At 74.1% G+C, this 22,314-nt stretch carries 23 protein-coding genes; 8 read left to right on the top strand and 15 right to left on the bottom strand.

The window, feature by feature from the left end:
- Nucleotides 1-14: 14 nt before the first annotated feature.
- The 4 genes from OG946_RS25590 to OG946_RS25575 form a co-directional block, all read right to left on the bottom strand.
- Nucleotides 15-620: a MarC family protein gene (locus tag OG946_RS25590; RefSeq protein ID WP_101421729.1), complete on the bottom strand. Its 606-nt coding sequence runs from the start codon at nucleotides 618-620 to the stop codon at nucleotides 15-17.
- 88 nt (nucleotides 621-708) lie between these two features.
- Nucleotides 709-1,554 carry a PHP domain-containing protein gene (locus OG946_RS25585; protein WP_326798347.1) on the bottom strand — a complete coding sequence of 282 codons (846 nt, stop codon included), beginning with the start codon at nucleotides 1,552-1,554 and terminating at the stop codon, nucleotides 709-711.
- Nucleotides 1,555-1,666: 112 nt separating this feature from the next.
- Nucleotides 1,667-2,302 carry a DUF6758 family protein gene (locus tag OG946_RS25580; RefSeq protein WP_101421731.1) on the bottom strand — a complete coding sequence of 212 codons (636 nt, stop codon included), beginning with the start codon at nucleotides 2,300-2,302 and terminating at the stop codon, nucleotides 1,667-1,669.
- Between the two features lie 131 nt (nucleotides 2,303-2,433).
- Nucleotides 2,434-3,042, bottom strand: a complete 609-nt coding sequence (locus OG946_RS25575; protein WP_326798346.1) for a suppressor of fused domain protein — start codon at nucleotides 3,040-3,042, stop codon at nucleotides 2,434-2,436.
- 483 nt (nucleotides 3,043-3,525) lie between these two features.
- Here OG946_RS25575 and OG946_RS25570 point away from each other — a divergent pair, with 483 nt between their 5' ends.
- Together OG946_RS25570 and OG946_RS25565 are read left to right on the top strand one after the other, a co-directional pair.
- A complete protein-coding gene (locus OG946_RS25570) occupies nucleotides 3,526-4,635 on the top strand; it encodes a magnesium and cobalt transport protein CorA (protein ID WP_326798345.1) in 1,110 nt (369 codons plus the stop codon).
- Nucleotides 4,636-4,674: 39 nt separating this feature from the next.
- The gene (locus OG946_RS25565; RefSeq protein WP_326798344.1) at nucleotides 4,675-5,193 is read left to right on the top strand and encodes a hypothetical protein; all 519 of its coding nucleotides are present in this window, start codon (nucleotides 4,675-4,677) and stop codon (nucleotides 5,191-5,193) included.
- 11 nt (nucleotides 5,194-5,204) lie between these two features.
- On the opposite strand, the gene OG946_RS25560 is transcribed toward OG946_RS25565, so the two are convergent.
- Nucleotides 5,205-5,924, bottom strand: coding sequence for a hypothetical protein (locus OG946_RS25560; protein WP_326800367.1), 720 nt, complete (start codon nucleotides 5,922-5,924; stop codon nucleotides 5,205-5,207).
- 95 nt (nucleotides 5,925-6,019) lie between these two features.
- Between OG946_RS25560 and OG946_RS25555 the strand changes: the two genes are divergently transcribed.
- On the top strand, nucleotides 6,020-7,156 hold the full coding sequence (locus tag OG946_RS25555; RefSeq protein WP_326798343.1) for an Mrp/NBP35 family ATP-binding protein: 1,137 nt from the start codon (nucleotides 6,020-6,022) through the stop codon (nucleotides 7,154-7,156).
- A gap of 108 nt (nucleotides 7,157-7,264) precedes the next feature.
- Here OG946_RS25555 and OG946_RS25550 read toward each other — a convergent pair whose 3' ends face one another.
- The 5 genes from OG946_RS25550 to sigE form a co-directional block, all read right to left on the bottom strand.
- Complete coding sequence (locus OG946_RS25550) at nucleotides 7,265-7,912, bottom strand: hypothetical protein (RefSeq protein ID WP_101421737.1); 648 nt, start codon at nucleotides 7,910-7,912, stop codon at nucleotides 7,265-7,267.
- A gap of 164 nt (nucleotides 7,913-8,076) precedes the next feature.
- Nucleotides 8,077-8,553, bottom strand: coding sequence for a sec-independent translocase (locus OG946_RS25545; protein WP_326800366.1), 477 nt, complete (start codon nucleotides 8,551-8,553; stop codon nucleotides 8,077-8,079).
- Nucleotides 8,554-8,710: 157 nt separating this feature from the next.
- Nucleotides 8,711-11,791 carry a trypsin-like peptidase domain-containing protein gene (locus OG946_RS25540; RefSeq protein WP_442814482.1) on the bottom strand — a complete coding sequence of 1,027 codons (3,081 nt, stop codon included), beginning with the start codon at nucleotides 11,789-11,791 and terminating at the stop codon, nucleotides 8,711-8,713.
- Nucleotides 11,792-12,118: 327 nt separating this feature from the next.
- Nucleotides 12,119-12,949: an anti-sigma factor family protein gene (locus OG946_RS25535; protein ID WP_326798341.1), complete on the bottom strand. Its 831-nt coding sequence runs from the start codon at nucleotides 12,947-12,949 to the stop codon at nucleotides 12,119-12,121.
- Entirely contained in the window at nucleotides 12,946-13,746 is an 801-nt protein-coding gene (gene sigE / locus OG946_RS25530; protein WP_326798340.1) for an RNA polymerase sigma factor SigE, read from the bottom strand. The genes OG946_RS25535 and sigE overlap by 4 nt, the downstream gene beginning before the upstream one ends.
- A gap of 297 nt (nucleotides 13,747-14,043) precedes the next feature.
- Between sigE and OG946_RS25525 the strand changes: the two genes are divergently transcribed.
- Nucleotides 14,044-14,676 carry an O-methyltransferase gene (locus tag OG946_RS25525; protein WP_047017897.1) on the top strand — a complete coding sequence of 211 codons (633 nt, stop codon included), beginning with the start codon at nucleotides 14,044-14,046 and terminating at the stop codon, nucleotides 14,674-14,676.
- 172 nt (nucleotides 14,677-14,848) lie between these two features.
- Here the strand turns inward: OG946_RS25525 and OG946_RS25520 are convergent, their stop codons facing one another.
- The gene (locus OG946_RS25520) at nucleotides 14,849-15,016 is read right to left on the bottom strand and encodes a DUF3117 domain-containing protein (protein WP_018834979.1); all 168 of its coding nucleotides are present in this window, start codon (nucleotides 15,014-15,016) and stop codon (nucleotides 14,849-14,851) included.
- Between the two features lie 341 nt (nucleotides 15,017-15,357).
- Here OG946_RS25520 and OG946_RS25515 point away from each other — a divergent pair, with 341 nt between their 5' ends.
- Nucleotides 15,358-16,161 carry an enoyl-CoA hydratase-related protein gene (locus OG946_RS25515; protein WP_326798339.1) on the top strand — a complete coding sequence of 268 codons (804 nt, stop codon included), beginning with the start codon at nucleotides 15,358-15,360 and terminating at the stop codon, nucleotides 16,159-16,161.
- A 46-nt stretch (nucleotides 16,162-16,207) separates the two neighbouring features.
- Here the strand turns inward: OG946_RS25515 and OG946_RS25510 are convergent, their stop codons facing one another.
- The gene (locus OG946_RS25510) at nucleotides 16,208-16,789 is read right to left on the bottom strand and encodes a DNA-3-methyladenine glycosylase I (protein ID WP_326798338.1); all 582 of its coding nucleotides are present in this window, start codon (nucleotides 16,787-16,789) and stop codon (nucleotides 16,208-16,210) included.
- Entirely contained in the window at nucleotides 16,786-17,379 is a 594-nt protein-coding gene (locus OG946_RS25505; RefSeq protein WP_326798337.1) for a DivIVA domain-containing protein, read from the bottom strand. The genes OG946_RS25510 and OG946_RS25505 overlap by 4 nt, the downstream gene beginning before the upstream one ends.
- Before the next feature lie 238 nt (nucleotides 17,380-17,617).
- Between OG946_RS25505 and folP the strand changes: the two genes are divergently transcribed.
- Complete coding sequence (folP, locus tag OG946_RS25500; RefSeq protein ID WP_326798336.1) at nucleotides 17,618-18,478, top strand: dihydropteroate synthase; 861 nt, start codon at nucleotides 17,618-17,620, stop codon at nucleotides 18,476-18,478.
- A gap of 16 nt (nucleotides 18,479-18,494) precedes the next feature.
- Here the strand turns inward: folP and OG946_RS25495 are convergent, their stop codons facing one another.
- Nucleotides 18,495-19,235: a TIGR00730 family Rossman fold protein gene (locus OG946_RS25495; protein WP_326798335.1), complete on the bottom strand. Its 741-nt coding sequence runs from the start codon at nucleotides 19,233-19,235 to the stop codon at nucleotides 18,495-18,497.
- Between the two features lie 162 nt (nucleotides 19,236-19,397).
- The gene (gene dapE, locus OG946_RS25490) at nucleotides 19,398-20,471 is read right to left on the bottom strand and encodes a succinyl-diaminopimelate desuccinylase (RefSeq protein WP_326798334.1); all 1,074 of its coding nucleotides are present in this window, start codon (nucleotides 20,469-20,471) and stop codon (nucleotides 19,398-19,400) included.
- A gap of 139 nt (nucleotides 20,472-20,610) precedes the next feature.
- Here dapE and OG946_RS25485 point away from each other — a divergent pair, with 139 nt between their 5' ends.
- Together OG946_RS25485 and OG946_RS25480 are read left to right on the top strand one after the other, a co-directional pair.
- Nucleotides 20,611-21,540, top strand: coding sequence for a heavy metal transporter (locus OG946_RS25485; RefSeq protein ID WP_326798333.1), 930 nt, complete (start codon nucleotides 20,611-20,613; stop codon nucleotides 21,538-21,540).
- A 292-nt stretch (nucleotides 21,541-21,832) separates the two neighbouring features.
- Nucleotides 21,833-22,201, top strand: coding sequence for a hypothetical protein (locus OG946_RS25480; protein ID WP_326798332.1), 369 nt, complete (start codon nucleotides 21,833-21,835; stop codon nucleotides 22,199-22,201).
- The last annotated feature ends 113 nt before the right edge of the window (nucleotides 22,202-22,314 follow it).

Below are 22,314 nucleotides of genomic sequence, written 5' to 3'. Positions count from 1 at the left end.
GGCGCGGTACGCGCTCACGCCTGCTGGATGAACTCCGTGACGCCGTTGGCGATCTGCTGCACCGCGATCGTCGCCAGCAGCATCCCGGCCAGCCGCGAGACCAGCACCACGCCGCCCTCCTTGATGACCCGGATGATCAGCAGCGAATAGCGCATCGTCACCCACAGCACGAGGTGGATCGCGACGATCGCCGCCCACACCGCCAGTTCCTGGCGCACCCCGTGCGCGTCCTGCACCGCCAGGATGACGGTCACGATCGCCCCGGGCCCGGCGAGCAGCGGCATGCCCAGCGGTACGAGGGCGGCGTTGACGTCCTTGGTCTGGGTGGGCTCCTCGGCCTTGCCGGTGAGCAGGTCGAGGGAGATCAGCAGGAGCAGCAGCCCGCCCGCGACCATCAGCGCGGGTACGGAGACGTGCAGGTAGTCGAGGATCTGCTGGCCGCCGACGGCGAACACCGCGATCACCCCGAAGGCGACGGCCGCCGCCTGCATGGCCATCTTGCGCTGCAGCTTGAGCGGCCGGCCCGAGGTGAGCGCGAGAAAGATCGGCGTGGTGCCGGGCGGGTCCATGATCACGAACAGCGTGACGAAGACCGAGCCGAAGAGGGCGAGATCGAACACGCCAGGAGCTTAAGGCGTCCCGTACGAAACGGGCCCCGGCCGGCAGCGTCGCCTGCCGGCCCGCCGGACCGAACGCCCCGGCGCGCGGTCAGCCCTTGACCGGGGTCGCGCCCGTGGCGCGGTCCACGATCTGCTCGTAGACCTCCGGGGCCGTCGTGAACTCGCCCAGGCGGCAGGTCTTGCGCGCGCCGTGGTAGTCGCTGGAGCCGGTGGCGAGCAGGCCCAGGTCGGCGGCCGTGCCGCGGAGCCTGGCGCGGGTCTCCTCGTCGTGGTCCATGTGGTCCACCTCGATGCCGTCGAGGCCGGCGGCGGCCAGCTCCGCGACCGCGCTCTCCGGCAGGCACACGCCGCGCTTGACCGCCAGCGGGTGGGCGAAGACCGTGACGCCGCCGGCGCCCTTGATCAGCCGGATGGCGTCGAAGGGGTCCAGCTCGTGCTTCTCCACGTACGCCCGGCCGCCGGAGCCGATCCACTCGTCGGTGAACGCGTCCTGCACCGAGTCGACGACGCCGGCCTCGACCATCGCGCTGGCCACGTGCGGCCGGGCGATGGCGCCCTCGCCGGCGATCTCCTGGACGCGCTGCCAGGTGAGGGGCACGCCCAGCTCGATCAGCCGCTCGGTCATCAGCCGGGCCCGGCGCACCCGGTCGTTGCGCACGGCGTCGCGCTCGCGGGTCAGCTCCGGCTCCTCGGGATCGAAGAGGTACGCGAGCATGTGCAGGCTGATGCCGTCGAGGTCGCACGACAGCTCCATGCCGGGGACGAGCGTCAACCCGGCGGGCAGCGCCTCGATCGCCTCGGCGTGGCCGCCGACGCCGTCGTGGTCGGTGAGCGCGACGACGTCCAGACCCTCCGCCGCCGCCTTGCGCACCAGCTCGGCGGGGGTGTCCGTACCGTCCGAATCGGCGGAGTGGGTATGCAGGTCGATGCGCACGGACGGTACCTCGCACGGGCTCGGGGTCGCTGGAAGGCACCCAGCTTACGGTCCCGGGCGGCTGTCCAACCGAGAAGGTGCGGCTTCGCGGACGCCCGTCGCGCGGCCCCGGTCAGAGCAGCCGCGGCGACAGCGCCCCGCAGGGCAGCAGCTCGATCTCGGCGCCGGCGTCGCGCAGGTCGGTGAGCACCAGCTCGTCGTAGAGCAGCAGTCCCGACTGCTCCGGCCAGACCACCGCCCACAGCCACAGCCCGCGCGCCTCCCCGGCGAAGACCGCCCGGTCCGCGGGCACGCCGCCGACGTGCCACAGCGGGGTGGGCCGGCCCGCGGCGATGACCTTGGCGTCCGGCGGCTTGTCGGTGCACATCCCGGGCCCGGGGTCGGGCCCCTGCACGCCGGCGAAGCGCGCGCCGAGTCCGACGCCCAGCTCCTCGGCGACGAGGATCAGCTCGCCAGGACCGCCCAGCGGCCCGGGTCCGGAGCAGGCGACGGCGGTGGCCCGGCCGCCGCTGCGGTCGTCGCCCGCGTTGGCGACGCCCGTGAACAGCCAGCCCAGGGGCAGCGGCCACGGCATCCACACCGGCACCTGGGCCCGGTGCACCACCACCCCGAGCGCCTCGACGCTGGGCGGTATGACGGGCTGCAGCGGCTGCACGGGTCCGTGCCGCTCGCACTGCCAGGAGTCGGTGAAGAGACCGGGCGCCCGGACCCGCCCGCCGCACTTCGGGCAACTGGGTTCGCCCCTCATAGGAACTTACGGTCCTCTCCGGCCGCCGCGTCGTCAAGGACGATCACCCGTCCGGGGCCGCCCGCGCTGCCGTCCCGGCGCGCGCGCCGGCGGCCGCCCCGTCCCCGTACGGCGTGCCCGGGGAGGCGGCGCTACGCGCCCAGCTCCACCCCGCGCCGCAGCGGGTCGCGCAGGTCCGTGCCCGCCGCGAGCCAGCGCTCGTTCAGCGCCGCCGCGCCGTGCACCCGCTTCCACGCGGCCTCGTTCGGCGTCATCGGCAGCAGCGGCAGGAACCGCACCGGCTCCCGCGGCTCCGGCAGCGCCACGTCGTCGACGAGCCCGCCCGGCTCCGCGACCAGCACCGCGCGGAACGGCGCGCCAGGCCACAGCGGCTCGCCCACCTCCAGCGACGCCCCCGGCGCCACGACGACGCCCTCCACCTGGGGCGACGCGGCGAGCACGGCGAGCGGGCGCAGCACCTTGTCGGTGTCGGCGAGGCCGGCCCGTACGGTCAGCAGCAGTTCGGCGCGCGGGCCGCGCAAGGGGTCGGCCAGCGCCTGCGCGGGGTCGGTCATGGGCTGCGCGGACATGCCGAGGGTGGCGTAGCGCAGCAGCGGCCCGCCCTCGGCGGTGGCCGACGTGAAACGCGCCACCTCGATGCGGTCCGTGCCGATGAAGGTCACCGACGCCCGCGCGTCGGGCTCGCCGAACGCCCCGGTCAGCCGCCGTTCCACCTGCGCGAGCACGTCGTCGTACGCCATGGGCCTCAGCCTACGGGCGCCGGGGGAGCGTCAACGCGGGCGGCCGGTTCACCGGCGGCTGCTAACCTTGCGTGTCGGCTTGATGCGCGTCGTACGTACGGCGCGGGCACATCCCCGACGCACAGGCAGCACATGAGCAGCACGCGAACGGCTTCGACACACACGCCCTTCGACAGGGCCCGGCCGGAGGAGGTGGGGACTGCGGTGGATCCGAGCCGACCTTGCAGTACCGACAGCTCTCCCGCCCGGCCCGGCGCTCGCTGACCTTCGCCGGTCTTCTCCCGCGACGACGCGGGGATCTCCAGGTCGACTTCCGGCCGCGCCGTTCGGCGCCCCGCGGCTGAGCACGCACTTTTCCGTCGTAATCCACTGACGTGCCGCCGGCGCGCTCAGCGGTGCCCGCTTTGTGGGTGTACCTCTGCGTAGATCCCCATTCCCGGCAGCGTTGGCCCGCGCCCGGCAGGAGCGTGAAGGAGTTCGCCCATGTCGATGATCCGTGACCTGCAAGCCGTCGTCCGTCCCGCCCGCAAGCGCCGGGGCCAGTCCGCCCACAGCTACGACCCCACCCGCGACCCGGCCGCCGTCAGCGCCGTCGTCGACTGCGCCGTCTACCGCGGCGGCCGGCGCATCAGCGAACGGCTCTCCCCCGCCCAGGCGATGCGCCGGGTGCGCGCCGGGGGCGGCTTCGCCTGGATCGGGCTGCACGAGCCGACGGAGCGCGAGTTCGCCGGCATCGCCCAGGAGTTCGGGCTGCACCCGCTGGCCGTGGAGGACGCGATCGACGCGCACCAGCGGCCGAAGCTGGAGCCGTACGAGGACTCGCTGTTCACCGTCTTCAAGACCCTCCACTACGTGGAGCACGCCGAACTCACCGCCTCCAGCGAGGTCGTGGAGACCGGCGAGGTGATGTGCTTCACCGGCCAGGACTTCATCATCACCGTCCGGCACGGCGGCCAGGGCTCGCTGCGCGCGCTGCGCGCCCGTCTGGAGCAGGACCAGGAGCTGCTGGCGACCGGCCCGTCGGCGGTGCTGCACGCCATCGCCGACCAGATCGTCGACAGTTACATCGTCGTCGCCGACGCCGTCCAGGAGGACATCGACGAGGTCGAGATCGACGTCTTCTCGCCGAGCGACGGCCGCAGCGGGCGCGGCAGCGACGCCGGGCGGGTGTACCAGCTCAAGCGCGAGGTGCTGGAGTTCAAGCGGGCGGTGGCACCGCTGCTGCGGCCGATGCAGTTGCTGTCGGAGCGACCGATGCGGTTCGTCGACCCGGAGATCCAGAAGTACTTCCGGGACGTCGCGGACCACGTGGCCCGCGTACACGAGCAGGTGGTCAACTTCGACGAGCTGCTCAACTCCATCCTCCAGGCCAATCTGGCCCAGGCCACGGTGGCGCAGAACGAGGACATGCGGAAGATCACGTCCTGGGCGGCGATCTTCGCGGTGCCCACCATGATCGCCGGGGTCTACGGCATGAACTTCGACCACATGCCCGAGACCAAGTGGGAGTTCGGCTATCCCATGGTGCTCACCCTGATCCTCGGCATCTGCCTGGCGATGCACCGCGGCTTCCGCCGCAACGGCTGGCTGTAGGGGTACGGACCCGGGGCCCGGCGGCTACGCTCGTGCCCCATGGAGCCGATCGCCGCCGCCCTCGCAGAAGAGGCCGCCAGGAAGTCCGGGCTCGTGTGGATCGAGGGCCCCGACGGCACACAGCGCGCGCTGTGGCACGTCTGGCACGACGGTGCCGTCGTCCTCGTCGGCGACGGTCCTGCCGAGCAGCCGCTCGACGGGCTCGGCCTTGCCGACGGGGCGGTGGTGACCGTGCACGCGCGCAGCAAGGACAAGGGCGGGCGGCTGGTCGCGTGGCCGGCACGGGTGGCCGAGCTGGCGCCGGAGAGCGAGGCGTGGCGGGCGGCCGTGGAGGAGCTGAAGGGCAAGCGGCTCAACGCGGTGGACGCCGACCACGTCGCCGGGCGCTGGGCCCGGGAGAGCCGGGTGCTGCGGCTGACGCGGGACGGGACGGCGGTCGCCGGGGACGGACTGCCGTCCGGCTCGCTGGCCGCCCCGCCGCCGGCCACCCCGGCGACGACGCGGCGTCCGGCACCGGCGGCGCTGCCGCGGCTGCTCTTCCGGCGGCGGCGCGGCTGAGGAGGGCCGGTTCAGCTCGCCGAGATCTGCTTCCCGTAGTCCACGACCTCTTCCTTGCGCGGGGCGTTGACCTCGAACTCCTCGTCCCAGTTCAGGAGTCGCAGCTCGCCCGCGTCCCCGGCGCGCTCCAGCAGCAGCGGGTACGGCCGCCCCTCCAGGGCCACCTCCAGCGCCCCGCCCGCGCCTTCGTCGGCCGTCACCCGGATCGTGGTGAAGCCGTCGACCTCGCCGTTGTTCTCCGCGGCCAGCTCGCCGTCGAGCTTCAGCAGCCCGTCGAGCAGCACCTTCATCTCCGTGAAGCCGCTGAGCTGCTTGTACGCGGTGTCCTCCGGCGGCACCTTCACGTACTTGCCGTCGAGCTTCCGCGCCGCCGCCATGTCGGACTCCGACGGCTTGCCGTCGGAGTCCTCGCCGTCGTCCTGGTGCAGCCAGAACTCGTCGCCGGCCTTCAGGAAGAGGTCCTCCTCCGCGCGCAGCAGCGAGAACGTCATGCCGCCCGTGGACACTTCGCCTATCCCGCCGGCCGCCGACAGCCTCATGTCGAGCTTGACCGGCTGGCCGTTGCTCACCAGCGTGCCCGCCAGCCGCACCGAACTCGCGCCTGACGCGGCCTTCTCCGCCTTGGCCCTGATGCTCTCGGGAGAGAGCTTCCCGACACCGTTCTCGCCGCCCTCCGGACCGTCCTCGGCACAGCCCGCCAGAACGGTCGCGGAGACAGCGAACGCCACCATGCGGAACGCCGATCTCCTCATCACGTGCGGCAGCGTACCGGGCCCCTGGGCCCCTGGCTTTCCCCGCCCGTGACCCTCGGCCGTACGCTTGTGGCATGGCTGTCACAGAAGAGGCGGTGCGCGCCGCGCTCGCGACGGTGAACGACCCGGAGATCCACCGGCCGATCACCGACCTCGGCATGGTCAAGTCGGTCGAGATCGGGACAGACGGCTCGGTGGCCGTCGGGGTCTTCCTCACCATCGCCGGCTGTCCGATGCGGGACACGATCACCTCGCGGGTCACCGACGCGGTCGAGAAGGTCGCGGGTGTGACGTCCGTCACGGTCGAGTTGGACGTGATGAGCGACGAGCAGCGCAAGGCGCTCGCGGCGTCCCTGCGCGACGGCAAGGCGGAGCGCGAGATCCCCTTCGCCCAGCCCGGCTCGCTGACCCGGGTGTACGCGGTGGCGTCCGGCAAGGGCGGCGTCGGCAAGTCGTCCGTGACGGTCAACCTGGCGGCGGCGATGGCGGCGGACGGGCTGAAGGTCGGCGTCGTCGACGCCGACATCTACGGCCACTCCGTACCCCGCATGCTCGGCACGGACGCCCGGCCCACCCAGGTCGAGGACATGATCATGCCCCCGACGGCGCACGACGTGAAGGTCATCTCCATCGGGATGTTCACGCCGGGCAACGCGCCGGTCGTCTGGCGCGGCCCGATGCTGCACCGGGCGCTCCAGCAGTTCCTCGCGGACGTCTTCTGGGGCGACCTCGACGTGCTGCTCCTCGACCTGCCCCCGGGCACCGGCGACATCGCGATCTCCGTCGCGCAGTTGATGCCGAACGCCGAGATCCTCGTCGTCACCACGCCGCAGCAGGCCGCGGCCGAGGTCGCCGAGCGGGCCGGGGCGATCGCCGTGCAGACGCACCAGAAGATCGTCGGCGTGGTGGAGAACATGTCGGGCCTGCCGTGCCCGCACTGCGGCGAGATGGTCGACGTCTTCGGCACCGGCGGCGGCAAGCAGGTCGCCGAGGGGCTGACGCGCACGACGGGCGCGGAGGTGCCGGTCCTGGGCGCCATCCCGATCGACGTGACGCTGCGGGCCGGCGGCGACGAGGGCAAGCCGGTCGTCCTCACCGACCCGGAGTCCCCGGCGGGCGCGGCGCTACGCGACATCGCGGCGCAGCTCGGCGGGCGGCCGCGGGGGCTCGCGGGGATGTCGCTGGGCGTCACGCCGCGCAACAAGTTCTGAGGGGTACGCCCCGGGCCGCCGGGCGCGGGCAGGAGCGCACGCCCCCGGCGTTACGGAGCAGGGGGGCGCGGTTCGTACGCGATCCGCGCCCCGGACCGCCGCGGGAAGCTATCCGCGGCGGTCTTCGTACGTCGTGATGTCCTTGATCACCGAGAACGCGAGCCCGTACGCGCTCATGCCGCGGCCGTACGCGCCCAGGTGCACCTGGTTCTGCGTCGTCCCCGCCAGCACCCAGCCGAACTCCGACTCGCGGTAGTGGAACTGCGTCCCCTCGCCGTCGACCGGCAGCGACAGCGCCGACCAGCCGGACCCCTCCAGGTCGTCGGCCAGCTCCCAGGCCACCGACGTCTGCTGGTCCAGCCACTCCTCGCGGATCTGGCGCTCCATCTGCGTCGGCCAGGTGCACGACAGCAGCCCGGAGCCCGCCAGCCAGGCCGCGGACGACACGGACGTCGCCTCCAGCACCCCGGTGCCGTCCGCGCTGCGCCGCACGGGCCGGCTCGCGACTGTCACGACCACCGCGAAGCGGTGCTCGCGCATGCCGGCCTCGGCCAGGTACGAGGGCATGTCCCCGTGGCCCACCGTGCCGTGGTCGACCGCGCCGTCGCCGCCCCCGGTCGACTGCAGCCAGCGCGGCCCCGAGAACGCGTCGTCCAGCCCGTACCAGGGGAAGGACGCCCGCAGAAAGCTGTCCACCAGGCGTGGCTCGGACTCCTGAACCGTCCCCCCGGGCTCCGCCTCGCTCGTCATCTCCATCAGCGTGGTGCCTCCTCGTGGCCTGGACCTGTCAGTCGGCGGTCGCCCCCCGCCGGGGCACACGCCCCGCCTGGCACACCGCATGCCGGGCGCTCACCCAGACACACGGGAGGATATCCACCTGCATACGCTAGGACAGGCAGGTGGTCTGATATGTGAGCCGATCAGGTGGCGTCCGCGTCGTACGGCGGACGCTCGGCGGTGGCCGTTCCCTTGGCCTCACCTGCGACGTCACTCGTGGCGTCCGTGCCGCCGCCGCTGTCCTTCGTCAGGCTCAGCCGCTTGCCGCCCGCGGCACCGTCGTCCTCGATGTCCCCCACGGTGCGCGCCGCCTCGCCGACCTCGGCGACCTCCTTCTTGAGGTCGAAGCCGTTGCGGATCTCCTTCAGACCCAGGTCGTCGTTGTCGAGGAGGTGCTTCTTGGCGAAGTTCTTCGGGTTCAGGTCCTCGAACTCGAAGTCCTTGAACTCAGGGCCCAGCTCCTTGCGGATGTCCTCCTTGGCCGTGTCGGAGAACTCCCGGACCTTGCGGATGAACCGCATGGTGTCCTGGATGACCTTGGGCAGCTTGTCGGGGCCGAAGACGATCGTGGCCAGGATGATGAGAGCGATCAGCTCGAGGGGTCCTATGTCGAAGAACACCTGGCACTCCTTGCTGTCCTGTCCGTCGGCCCGCTGCCGGCAGGTCCGGGCGACTCTCACGGTACCTGGCGACCCCGCCTCCCCGGGAGTACCGCATCGGCCGCGGTGGACTGGTCCACCGCGGCCGATGCGGGTGTTTGGGGTCGTTTGGCAGGGGTCAGTCGGTGGAGTCGCCCTCGCCGAGGGTGACGTCGACGGTCAGCTCCTCGCCGTCGCGCTCGACTGTCAGGCTCAGGTCGTCGCCGGGGCTGCGGCTGCGGATCTTGACTATCAACTCCTCGCCGTTGTGCACGGCTTCGCCGTCGACCCCGGTGATGACGTCCCCCGGCTCGATGCCCGCGCTGTCGGCGGGCCCGCCCGGGGTGACCGGCTCGGTGCCGCCCTCCTCCGCGGAGGTGCCGACCTGGGCGCCGTCGCCGGTGTACTGCATGTTGAGCGTCACACCGATGACGGGGTGCGTGGCCTTGCCGGTGTTGATCAGCTCCTCGGCGACGTCCTTGCCCTTGTTGACCGGGATGGCGAAGCCCAGGCCGATGCTGCCGCCCTGCTCGGTCTGCGGCTCGCCGCTGCCGTTGTCGGCGGCGCGGATGGCGCTGTTGATGCCGATCACGCGGCCTTCGAGGTCGAGGAGCGGGCCGCCGGAGTTGCCGGGGTTGATCGGGGCGTCGGTCTGCAGGGCGTTGACGTACGAGATGTCGCTGCCGTCGCCCTGCTCGCCGCCCGCGGTGATGGGGCGCTCCTTGGCGCTGATGATCCCGGAGGTGACGGTGTTGGGCAGGTCGTACGGAGCGCCGATGGCGACGACGGGGTCGCCGACGGCGACGGAGCGTGAGTTGCCGAGGGGCAGCGGCTTCAGCCCGGAAACACCCTTGACGCGTACGACGGCGAGGTCGTAGCCGGCGTCGCCGCCGACGACCTCGGCGGACTTGGACTCGCCGCCGCTGAACGTCACCGTTATGTCGCCGCCCTCCTCTGCCGGCTGGACGACGTGGTTGTTGGTGAGGATGTGCCCGCGCTTGTCGAGGACGAAGCCGGTGCCGGTGCTCTGCTCGGCGACGCCGCTGACGCGCAGCGTCACGACCCCGGGCAGCGCGGACCTGGCGATCCCGGCGACGCTGCCGGGCGGGCGCTTGCCGCCGTCGTCGGCGGCGGAGGACTGGTCGAGTTCGAGCTGGCCGGGGGTGCCGTTGCGCTCGATGTAGCTGCCGATGGCACCGCCGATGCCGCCGGCGACGAGCGCGATGACGAGCGCGCCGACGAGGGTCGCCAGGCGCCCCTTGCGCCGCTCCGGCGCGTGTGCGGCGTGCGCGGGCGCCCAGGGGTCGTAGCGCTGCCACTGGCCCCCCTGCGGGCCGCCCTGCGGGGGGGCGCCGTGGGGCGCGGCGGGCGCACCGGGGCCGCCCGGGTGCCGCCCGGGCCCGTCGAACCCGGGGCCACCGGGGCCCGGCATGCCGGACGCCGTGGGCGGGTGGGCGCCGGGGGGCCGCCCGGAGCCCTGCGGGCCGTACTCGCCCGGGGGTACGCCACCGGGCGGTGCCGCGGCCTGCGCGGGGGTCTGGGCGCCGGACCCGTACGGCGCACGGGGCCGGGGCTGCGACCCGGGGCGGCCGGCGTGAGGTGCAGGGTGGCGGGTGTCAGCGGGCGCGTCGGCCGCGGGCCGCCGCGGGCCCGGGAGATCCCCGGCGGGCCCGGCGTCGGAGTCGGAGATCACGGCAAGCTGCGTGGTGTCGTCGTCCTCAGCGCCCCCGCGCCCCCCGGCCACGGCTGGCCGGTCGGCCACCTCGCGGTGGGCCTCGTCCGAAGGCGCGGGGCCGAACCCGCCCTGCTCAGCCCGCCGGGGCTCGTCCGGACCGGGCCCGGGGGCGCCGGTCTGCGCGCCGCCCGCGTCGCCGGACGGCTCGGGAGCGCCCGGCCGCAACGCGGCGGAGTCGCTGTTCCGGCCGGCCACCTCGCTGCCTGTCTGGCGCGACTGCGCCGGCCCTGCGGCGTCCTCCGGGCCCTGTCGCGGCCCGTCGCCGTAGCCGCCGGACCGCTCGGCGGAGCCCGCCGTCACCGGGGCGTCGTCCGGTGCCTTCGCGGGCTCCTGCCGGCCGGAGAGGGCCGTGCGGTCGTCGGTCGCGGGGGTGCCCGGCGGTGTGGGCTCTGCGGCACTCTGCGGGCCCTCTGCGGGCTCTGGCGGCGTCTCGCGGCCGTCCCGTTCCTCGTGCTGCGGCAGGGCGGCTCGGCCGGCGCGGGCGCCCGCTACGGCGGACACCGCGGCGGGTATGTGTCTGCCGCCAGACGAGCCCTCGTCCCCGGCACCCGGGTACGGGCTCACGCCGACCTCCCAGGGCCGTACCTCAGCGCCCGTCGCGGCACCGTCCCCGTCCTGCCCCGCGGCGGTCGAACCGGCCTCCGGTGCCGGCGCCGAGGGCGCATCCGCCGCCGGCCTCTCCGCGTCGGCGGTCCCGGGCCGGGCCGGCAGCGCACCCGCCTCAGTGCCCGGCCCACCGGTCTCCCCACCCCCTGCCGCGGCTGCCACCGGGCCCGGCGTATCTGCGGACCGCGGGCGCGTCGGGAGCGTACCCGCCTCTGCCTCCGTGCTCGGTCCGCCGGCCTCCGCAGCCCGCGCCGCGGGACGGTCCTCGGGCACGACCGAGCCGGCGGAAGCGTCCGCGCGCTGCCCGGGCCCTTCGCCCACACCCGGCGTTCCGGCCGGCGCATCCACCGCGGCGGCGGCGTCCGCCGCCGGGTCCGGAGCGCCGACGGACGCGGTCCGCCCCGTTCCGGATACCGCATCGGTCTCCCGGGAAGGCGCCGTCGGCCGCCCGCTCGCTGTCGCCATGTCCCGCTCGCCTACGCCCTGCCCCCCCGCACTGTCCGCACCCGCGTCCCGCGCCGGGGACGTGCCACTCGCGTTCGCCCCGCTCCCCGCAGGAGATGCCGCGCCGTCGACGGAAGCCTTCTCCGCGCTCGCCTCCTCATCCGCCGCGCGCCCCGCAGGGGACACCGCAGAGGACCGGCTCCGGTCCCTGTGGTAGTCGTCCTCCCCGTCGCGCCACTCCCGCAGCGCCTCCCGGACCCGGCGCAACTGGTCGACCTCCGGGTCGTATCCCGGTGGTGGGCCCGCGTCAGCGGGCGGGGGCGCCGGTTGCGCGTAGGTGTCGGAGTCGGTGGGCGGTCCGGCGGTGTCCGACTCGGCCTCGCGCGGAGGCTCGCCGGGCTCCTGCCTCCACCAACTCGGCTTCCCCTGGTCCATGTTCTCCCCACACGTTCCGCATGCGACTGGGCGCGGACCGTCGCGGCCCGCAGTTGTTGCTCACCCGCCGGGCGGCCCTAGGCCGTGCCTGGCAAATCCCGCCTGCGCCGCGACGCCTGGCACGCACGCTCGCTGCGTTGTCGGGACCGACCGAATAGGCCCACTATGCGGTCGACCCTCCGCCTTGCGATCGCACGCACCAGACGCCGCGACGCCCGCCCAGGGGGCGGACGGCGCTATTTGCCAGACACGCCCTAGCGATTCAATCAGGTGCATGCGGTCCCGCGCATCGCCTCGGGGCCGACGTCCCGTCGTCCCCGCGGTCGGTCACTGCGGCGACGGGGTGTTCATCCCGCTCAGTGCGGTCTGCGGCCCGGACGCCGGCGGCGCGGACGTCGGCGGCTCGGACGCGGGCGGCTCGGTGACCGCGAAGACGGACAGCAGCGGCGGCTGCGGCGTCGCGGTCGTGGCCGCCGTCGCGGAGGCGGCCATCTGCAGCGGGCCGCTCTGCGTGCTGTACGGCTGGACCGGGCCGGCGTCCTGCGCGCCGCCGGAGGTGGAGAGCTGGGGGTCGTACGAGTAGCGCGCGGGCTCGCCGCGGTCGCCGGGGGTGACCGCCGGGGAGCCGCCCGAGGGGTCGACGGCCGACTCGATGGGCAGCGCGCCGCCGAGGGCGAGGGCGGCGAAGGAGACCGCGCCCGCGGCGGCGAACGCGAAGCGCCGCCCGCGGGCGACGGAGGGCCGCTCGACCTCGTGGATCGGGAACCCGGGGCCGCCGTCGAGCACGGCGCCGCCGAGGATGCCGCCGCCGAAGCCGCCGGTCCTGGCCGGGCGGGCGCCGCCGGTCCTGCCGCCCGTACGCGCACTGCCGCCCGCTCCGCCCGCGAAGGGCGACCGGCGGGCGGCGTCGTCGAGGTCGACGCCCGGCAGGTTCTCCAGCCGGGCGAGCAGTCCGTCCGAGGGCGCCGGCGGGGCGGCGGCGGAGAACACGCTCTTGAGCCGACGCTGCTCGTCGGCCTCCGCCTTGCACCGGGGACACGTCGCCAGATGGGCGAGCACGCGGTCCCGCGAGTCGTGGGGCAGCTCCCCGTCGACCAGCGCCGCCAGCGCCTCGCCCAGGTGCTGCTCGGCGGGCGACAGCCCGCCCACGCTGCTCACAGCGTTCCGCCCTCCTCGTCCGAGCCGTAGGCGCCCTGCCCCGCCCCGGCGAGCGAGCGCTGCTCTGCCCTCGCCTCAGGGGAGCGGTGCTTGAGCGCCTTGCGCAGGTGGGAACGGCCGCGGTGGATCCGGCTGCGGACCGTGCCCAGCTTGACGCCCAGGGTGGCGGCGATCTCTTCGTACGACAGGCCCTCGATGTCGCACAGCACCACCGCGGCCCGGAACTCGGGCGCGAGGGTGTCCAGCGCCTGCTGGACGTCGGCGTCGAAGTGCGTGTCGTTGAAGTGCTGCTGAGGCGACGGCTCGCGGCTCGGCAGCCGCTCGGCGGCGTCGTCCCCGAGCGCGTCGAACCGGATGCGCTGCTTGCGCCGCACCTGGTCGAGGAAGAGGTTCGTGGTGATGCGGTGCAGCCAGCCCTCGAACGTCCCCGGGGTGTACGTCGACAGCGACCGGAAGACGCGGATGAAGACCTCTTGCGTGAGGTCCTCGGCGTCGTGCCGGTTCCCGGTGAGGCGATAGGCGAGACGGTAGACGCGACCGCTGTGGGTGCTGACGATCTCCTCCCACGAAGGCGGAGTCCACCCCTTGGACGACGCGTCGTCGGCCGAGAACGCGGAGAATCCGGCAACGGTCACGGTGTCGGTGGCGTGGCTGCGGTCGTCAGCATTGTCGGTCACGGATTTCGGCTCATCCGGTGCCCGGGACCCTCGGCGGAATCGCCGAAGGGTGCCCCCTTCGCCGGACGCGGCCGCACCTCCCCTGGTGGCTCTGGTGGTGTCCAGTAGGCCCCCTACCATATCCACCTCGCCCGTTAGCTCCGGATAAGCTCATCCGACCGGTATTTTCCCGCATTCAGCGGAACCATCCCCGCCGGCATCCTTACCTCGTCCGTATCACTTCCGTCTCCCCCAACGCACGGTCCGGCCAGCAGGTTCCCAGGGGCAGCGGATACAGTCACGCTTGCGACGGATGCAGGTGCAGGTGCCAACGGGGAACAGGAGAAGGCGATTACCGGCAACCGGCTGGCGAGCTGGTCGTTCGCGGAGGCGTACGGCACGGACGGTGCCGCGGACGCCGACAGCGGCCGGGCCGGGGTGACCCCGGGCGACCCGGCGGCTGCGACGCGTGCGCAGGGCTCGGCGACCGCTGCGCTGCACTGGGCGCGGCAGCGGGCCCTGGAGGCGGGGCTGCGCCAGGTGTCCGCGGGCGCCGGGGCCGCCCTGCGGCTGCTGGCGGCGACGGCGGGCGCCAAGGCGGTGGTCGAGATCGGCACCGGCACCGGCGTCTCCGGCATCCACCTGCTACAGGGCATGCGCCCCGGCGGGGTGCTGACGACCGTGGACCCGGAGCCGGAGCGGCAGCAGTTCGCGCGCCAGGCGTTCCGGGCCGCGGGGTTCGCCGCGAACCGGGCGCGGATCATCGTCGGCCGGGCGCTGGACGTGCTGCCGCGGCTGGCGGACGGCTCGTACGACATGGTCTTCTGCGACGGCGACCCGCTGGAATGCCTGGAGTATCTCGGCGAATCGTTGCGCCTGCTGCGGCCCGGCGGCGTCGTGTGCTTCGAGGGCGTCTTCGCGGACGGGCGCACGGTGGACTCGGCGGCCCAGCCCGACGAGGTGCAGAAGGTGCGCGAGCTGCTGCGCGCGGTGAAGGAGAGCCGGGAGCTGATGCCCGCGCTGCTGCCGGTGGGGGACGGGCTGCTGTGCGCCGTCAAGCGCGAGGCGTGACGGGCGACGGACCCGACGAACGTGACGGATGTCACGGACGTACGGGCGGAACGCCCGGACGGCACCGGGCCGGCCGGTGCCCCGCGGGAGGGGATCCGGCCCCTGAAGGACGATCCGCCCCGGCCACCGCGTGGCCGGGGCGCATACAGGGTTCTTCCGGACCTCGGTCCGACTAGCTGACGACCTTCTTCAGGGCGTCGCCGAGCGCGTCGGCTTCATCGGGGGTCAGCTCGACGACGAGCCGCCCGCCGCCTTCGAGCGGAACGCGCATGACGATGCCCCGCCCCTCCTTGGTCACCTCGAGCGGGCCGTCGCCCGTCCGCGGCTTCATGGCCGCCATGCTCGTTCCCCTTCCTGAAACCAGCTCTTCGTTGAGAAGCTTCGACGGCCCGTGGACAGGCTCGTCGCCACCGGCATCGAACACAGTGCTTCTCGCCCATTATCCCGCATTGCCGGTCCTGATGACCAACATCGGTCCGCATACTCTCGGCGACGTCCGACCGCAAAACCTCCCAATTCCCGCCAGAGGGATGCGATACTGCGCCCTTCCCGGCCGGGGCGCGCCGCGTTTCGATTTGACGCACGTCACATGTCGCGGAGCGGTGATCTCCGCCATGCTGACGGCACCGGACGAGACGCGGCAGAGCCCCGGTGACCCCGGGGCGTAGCGAAGGGAAGAACATGGCGGACACCGTGCTGTACGAGGTCGCCGACGGGCTCGCGACCGTCACCCTCAACCGCCCGGACGCGATGAACGCCCTCGACACCGAGACCAAGAACGCCCTGCGCGACACCCTGCGGGAAGCCGCGGCGGACGACGCCGTACGGGCCGTGCTGCTCACCGGCGCGGGGCGGGCGTTCTGCGTGGGGCAGGACCTCAAGGAGCACATCGGCACCCTCGCCGCGGCCCGCGCAGTGCAGCGTACGGACCACGCGATGGACACCGTCGCCGAGCACTACAACCCCATCGCCGCCGCCCTCGCCGGGATGCCGAAGCCGGTGGTCGCGGGCGTCAACGGGGTCGCCGCGGGGGCCGGCGCGGGCTTCGCGTTCGCGGCGGACTACCGGGTGGTGGCCGACACCGCGTCGTTCAACACTTCCTTCGCGGGCGTCGCGCTGACCGCGGACTCCGGCGTCTCCTGGACCCTCCCCCGCCTCGTCGGCCACGGCCGCGCCGCCGACCTGCTGCTCTTCCCGCGCCGGATCCCGGCGGACGAGGCGCTGGCGCTGGGCATCGCGAACGTCGTCGTACCGGCGGCGGATCTGGCCGCGGAGGCGGCGGCGGTGGCCCGCCGGCTCGCCGCGGGGCCGACGGGGGCGTACGCGGCGATCAAGGAGTCGCTGGCGTACGGCGCGGGCCACGGGCTCGCGGAGACGCTGGCGAAGGAGGCGGAGCTGCAGTCCCGCGCGGGTGCGTCGGAGGACCACAGGATCGCGGTCGAGGCGTTCGTGGCGAAGCAGGAGCCGCGCTTCACAGGCCGCTGATCCGGTAGGGCGGTGAGGGCGGCTCCGGGCCCGGAGCCGCCCGCGGCTACCGCGCGTGGCAGTCCGCGAGGTGGTCGTCGACCAGGCCGCACGCCTGCATCAGCGCGTACGCCGTCGTGGGGCCGACGAACCGCACGCCGCGCCGCTTCAGCTCCTTGGCCAGCGCCTTCGACTCCGGGGTGACGGCCGGTACGTCCGCGAGCGTGCGCGGCGCGGGGCGGCCGGCGGGGTCCGGGGCGAACGACCAGATCAGGGCGTCGAGTTCGCCGGGGGTCCAGGCGGCGAGGGTCTTGGCGTTGGCGATCGTGGCCTGCACCTTCAGCCGGTTGCGGATGATGCCCGGGTCGGCGAGCAGCCGCTGCTCGTCCCCGGGGCCGAAATCCGCGACCGCGGCGATCTCGAAGCCGGCGAAGGCCGCCCGGAAGCCCTCGCGGCGGCGCAGGATCGTCAGCCAGGACAGCCCGGACTGGAACGCCTCCAGCGACAGCCGCTCGAAGAGCGCGTCGTCGCCGTGTACGGGCCGGCCCCACTCCTCGTCGTGGTACGTGACGTAGTCCTCGGCGGACAGCCCCCAGGGGCAGCGCAGCAGCCCGTCGGGCCCGGCCACGGCCCCGCCCTCGGCGCTCATGCGCGGCCGTCCCGGCCGTCGCGCGGGTCCGCACCGCCGGGCTCCGGGCCGCGCGGATCGAGGCCGCCGACGTCCCGTCCGGCCAGGTCCGTACCCCCGTAGCTCCGGCCGCCCGGGTCGCGTGCACCCCGGTCCTGACCGCCGTTGCCGCGCCCGCCCAGGTCCCAGGTGCCCAGGTCCGTACCGCCGCTGCTGCGTCCGCCCGGGTCCGCGACCCCGCCCACGCCTCCGAAGCCCGGTCCCGGCGGCGCGTCCTCGTACCCCTGTACGCCCGTTCTTCCCCCGCGGTACGCCGCCGCGTGCGCGCCCGCCAGGGCCGCCTCCAGCTCCGCGATGCGCGCGTCCCGCTCCGCCAGCTCCGCGGCGACGCGGTCCAGCGCGTCGTCCACGTCGTCCATGCGGTACCCCCGCAGGGCGACCGGCAGCCGCAGCGCGTCGATGTCGGCGCGGCCGAGCGGGCGGTCGGGCGGCAGCGGGTCGTGGAGCCGGTCCGGCTGCGGCTCGGTGAGCTCCTCCTCGCCGTTCCCCGCCAGCACGACGGTGACCGCGGCGACGACCGCGACCATGGCGATGAGCATGAACCAGAACACGATGTCTCCCCGTGGACAGCCGGGGCGCCGGATGGCCGCGCCCGGTACGCCGGGTGGCTGCGCCCCACCATAGCCGGGCCCTGTGACAGCCCCCGCGGCCCGGCGCACGGACCGTACCGGCACCGCACCGGCACGGCTCCGGCACCCCGCCCGCCGCGCCCCGCCCCGCCGCGCCCGCGGGCTAAGGTCGCGGGAGGAGCCCGGGGCCGCCGCCCCGGAGGGCGTCAGAGGAGGCAGCATGCTGCGACTGGGGGCGCGCACTTTCGCCGCGCACGAGCCGGTGATCATGGCGATCGTCAACAGGACCCCGGACTCCTTCTACGACCAGGGCGCCACGTTCCGCGACGAGCCAGCGCTCGCGCGCGTCGAGCAGGCCGTCGCCGAGGGCGCGGCGATCATCGATGTCGGCGGGGTGAAGGCCGGCCCCGGCGAGGAGGTGTCGGCGGCGGAGGAGGTGCGCCGCACGGCGGGCTTCATCGCGGAGGTGCGCCGCCGCCACCCGGACGTCGTGATCAGTGTCGACACCTGGCGGCACGAGGTCGCCGAGGCCGCCTGCGCGGCCGGCGCGGACCTGCTGAACGACGCCTGGGGCGGCGTCGATCCGCTGGTCGCCGAGGTCGCCGCGCGGCACGGCGCGGGGCTCGTGTGCACCCACGCCGGCGGCGTGCAGCCGCGCACCCGGCCGCACCGCGTCGCGTACGACGACGTGATGGCCGACATCCTGCGGGTCACCCTGGGGCTCGCGGAGCGGGCCGTGGAGCTGGGCGTACGCCGCGACGGCATCCTGATCGACCCCGGGCACGACTTCGGCAAGAACACCCGGCACTCGCTGGAGGCCACCCGCCGGCTCGGCGAGATGACGGCGGCGGGCTGGCCGGTGCTGGTCTCGCTGTCGAACAAGGACTTCGTCGGCGAGACGCTGGCCAAGCCGGTGAAGGAGCGGCTGGTCGGCACGCTCGCCACCACGGCGATCTCGGCCTGGCTGGGGGCGCAGGTGTACCGGGTGCACGAGGTGGCCGAGACCCGGCAGGTGCTGGACATGGTGGCCGCCATCGCGGGCCACCGCCCGCCCGCGGTCGCGCGCCGGGGGCTGGCCTAGCGGCCCCGTACCCGCCCTACGGCGTCTCCTTGGTGACCAGCCCCACGGCCTCGGACACGTCGTCCGTGATGTGGAACAGGTCGAGGTCCCGCTCGGCTGCCTTGCCGCCGTCCACGACGGTCTTGCGCAGCCAGTCGACGAGCCCGCCCCAGTACTCGCTGCCGAAGAGGACGATCGGGAACCGCGTGACCTTCTTCGTCTGCACCAGGGTCAGCGCCTCGAACAGCTCGTCCATCGTGCCGAAGCCGCCCGGCAACACCACGAAGCCCTGGGAGTACTTCACAAAACACGTCTTGCGTACGAAGAAGTAGCGGAAGTTCACGCCGAGGTCGACGTACCTGTTGAGCCCCTGCTCGAAGGGCAGCTCGATACCCAGCCCCACGGACAGCCCGCCGGCCTCCAGCGCGCCCTTGTTCGCCGCCTCCATCACCCCGGGCCCGCCGCCCGTGATCACCCCGAAGCCGGCGTCCACCAGCCCCTTGCCGATCGCGACGCCCCGCGCGTACTCGGCGCTCTCGGGCGCCGTACGGGCCGAGCCGAAGACGCTGATCGCGGGCCCCACCTCGGCGAGCGCCCCGAACCCCTCGACGAACTCCGCCTGCATCCGCAGCACCCGCCACGGGTCCTCGTGGACGTACTCCGCGGCGCGCTCCCGGGTGTCCAGCAGGTGCTGGTCCATCGTCCCGCGCTGGATGCGGCTGCGGCGGCGGAGGACGGGGCCGAGCCGCTGTTCCTGGAACTCCTCGCGGTTCGCCACGGGCGCGCTCCCTTCCTCGTGCTGACTCGTGTCCGGCTACGAGTCCGACCGTACGGCTCTCTGCGTACGGCGATCTCCGGGCCCCAGGCTAGGCGAAGCCGCTCGAAGCCAGGTGAACCCCGGCAGAAACCACGGCGGAACAGCCGGTGACACAGCCCGCGCTCAGGCGGTGAGCCAGGCGCGCAGCCGCTCCTCGCAGTGGTGGATACGGGCCGTGTGCACGTGCTCGTCGCGCTTGTGCGCGTAGTTCGGGTCGCCGGGTCCGTAGTTCACCGCGGGGACGCCGAGGGCCGTGAAGCGGGCCACGTCCGTCCAGCCGTACTTCGGCCGCGGGGTGCCGCCGACCGCGGCGGTGAACGCGGCGGCGGCGGGGTGGGCCAGGCCCGGCAGGGCGCCGGGGGAACTGTCCTCGACGGTGATCTCGGCGATGCCGCAGCCGGCGAAGTACTCCCGTACGAAGGCGATCGCCTCCTCCTCCGAGCGGTCCGGGGCGTAGCGGAAGTTGACGGTGACCTCGCAGACGTCCGGCACGACGTTGCCCGCGACGCCGCCGGAGACGCGGACGGCGTTGAGGCCCTCGCGGTACTCCAGGCCGTCGATGACGGCGTGCCGCGGCTCGTACGCGGCGAGCCGGGCCAGCGCGGGGGCGGCGGCGTGGATGGCGTTGGCGCCGAGCCAGCTCCGCGCGGAGTGGGCGCGTTCGCCCTCGGTACGGAGGACGGCGCGCAGCGTCCCCTGGCAGCCGCCCTCGATCTCGCCGTCGGACGGCTCCAGCAGGACGGCGAAGTCGCCCGCGAGCCAGTCGGGATGGTGCTCGGCGAGGCGGCGCAGGCCGTTGCGGGAGGCGTCGACCTCCTCGTTGTCGTAGAAGACGAAGGTGAGGTCGCGGTTGGGCGCGGGCACCGTGGCGGCGATGCGCAGTTGGACGGCGACGCCGGCCTTCATGTCGGAGGTGCCGCAGCCCCACAGGACGCCGTCCTCGTACGTGCCGTCGAGGCGCGAGGGGAGGTTGCCGGCGACGGGCACGGTGTCGATGTGCCCGGCGAGCACGACGCGCTCGGCGTGGCCCAGCCGGGTCCTGGCGACGACGGCGTCGCCGTCGCGGTCCACCTCCAGGTGGCCGAGACGGCGCAGCGCGGTCTCGACCGCGTCGGCGAGGTGCTTCTCGTCGCCGCTGACGGAGGCGGTGTCGACGAGCTGGGCGGTGAGCCGTGCGGCATCGAGCGTCAAGTCCATGCCGACGACCCTACGGCCAGGTGCGCCGGGGCCCTCGCCACGTCCGTACGCCGTACGCACGCCGTACGCCCACCGGCGGACGCCGCCCGCCGCGCTCCCGGCGGCCGCGGTTGTCCGCCGCGAACGCTACCGTGGGCCCGTGCCGGCCTCCGACGTCTTCCGCCGCCGCCTCCTCCGCGCGTTCGTCGCGCTCGCGGTGCTCGGCGGCGTGGGCGCGTACCTGCTGGTCCACCTCAACACCGGCGGCGGCCCCGCGCCGCGCTGCGAGGTGCGCGGCAAGGGCGAGGGCGAGCCGTACGAGCTGGACCCGGAACAGGCCGCCAACGCCGCGACGATAAGCGCCGTGGCGTCCTCCCGGCGGCTCCCGGAGCGCGCGGTGACCATCGCGATCGCCACCGCCATGCAGGAGTCGGAGCTGCGCAACATCGAGCACGGCGACCGCGATTCGCTCGGGCTCTTCCAGCAGCGCCCGTCCCAGGGCTGGGGCACGGAGGAGCAGATCCTCGATCCGGTGTACTCCACCGGCAAGTTCTACGAGCACCTGGCGGAGATCCCCGGCTACTCCCGGCTGCCGCTCACCGAGGCCGCGCAGCGCGTGCAGCGCAGCGGCTTCCCGCAGGCGTACGCGAAGCACGAGCCGGCCGCCGCCCGGCTCGCCGCCGCGCTGACGGGCCGCGACGGCGGCGCCTTCACCTGTACGACGGCGAAGGGCGACACCCGCTCCGGCGACGCCGCGCTGCTGCGCAAGGCGCTGAAGCGGGAGTTCGGCGCCGGCGTGCTGCCGGAGCCGGACGCGGGCGGCGCGGGCGAGGGGTCCGGCGGCGCGAACGGGGCCGGCGCCGGGCAGGTGCTGGTGCTGCCGGTCGCCGGGGACGGCGCGGACGCGGCGGGCCGCGGCTGGGAGCTGGCGCACTGGGCGGTGGCGCAGGCGCCGCGGCTGCGCGTCGCGCAGGTGTCCTTCTCGGGCCGCGAGTGGCGGGCCGAGGAGTCGTCGTCGGGCTGGCGCGAGGTCGAGGGCGCGAACGCGGAGGCGGGCGCGGCGTCGGTCCGTATCGTCGCCGAGCCCTGACCGCCTTACCAGCGCGGAACCGTACGAGTGAAGCCGGTCAACGCAGGCTGACGGCGCGACGCCATTTCCCGTTCTTTTCCACGATCCGACAAACCCCCGGTGGGGGCGGGTCCCCGACCCGTCGAACGGTGCTCGGACCGACCCGCTTTGCCCGGTTTTCTGGCGAAGCAGATTATGCGACGCATTACCAACTCTTTACGGAGGGCGACCGCAACCTTCCGGCGCCTCACGCGGTAGTCACAGCGTCCGCACGGCGGACATGCCCATCAGTAACCCTCCGCAAGGGAGAACCATGTCCCACCCCCTGAAGCGCCACCTCGCCCGGGTCGCACTCGTCGTCGCCGCCGGTGCCGCCCCGGTCGTCGGCGCCGCGGGTGCCGCAAGCGCCGTCGAGCTGCCCAGCACGAACGGCCTGCACCCGGTCAGCGCGCTGGACACCAGCTCGCTGCCCGCGACCGCCTCCCAGACCGGCAGCGAGGTGCTCACCACCGGCAGCGAGACCGCGAACAAGCTCGGCGAGAGCGCAGGACCGACCACCGAGAAGGCTCTCGGCGCGGTCCAGGACACCACCGGCAAGACGGTCGAGCAGGGCCAGGGCGCCGTCGGCGACGCCGCCGCGAACCTGACCCCGGAGCTGCCCACGTCGGGTCTGGGCCTCTGAGCCTGCCCGGCTGACCCACGAGGCCGCCGGTGGCCCGCGGAGCCGTCCTCCGCGGGCCCGGCGGCCCGTCAGCGCCGCGGCGGATCGCGGTGGCGCTCTCCCGGGATCTCCCG

This window comes from Streptomyces sp. NBC_01808, assembly GCF_035917395.1.
In the GTDB taxonomy this organism is placed as follows: Bacteria; Actinomycetota; Actinomycetes; order Streptomycetales; family Streptomycetaceae; genus Streptomyces.
The sequence above is the reverse complement of the archived record's forward strand: the minus strand, read 5'-3'. Positions and strand labels throughout refer to the sequence as shown.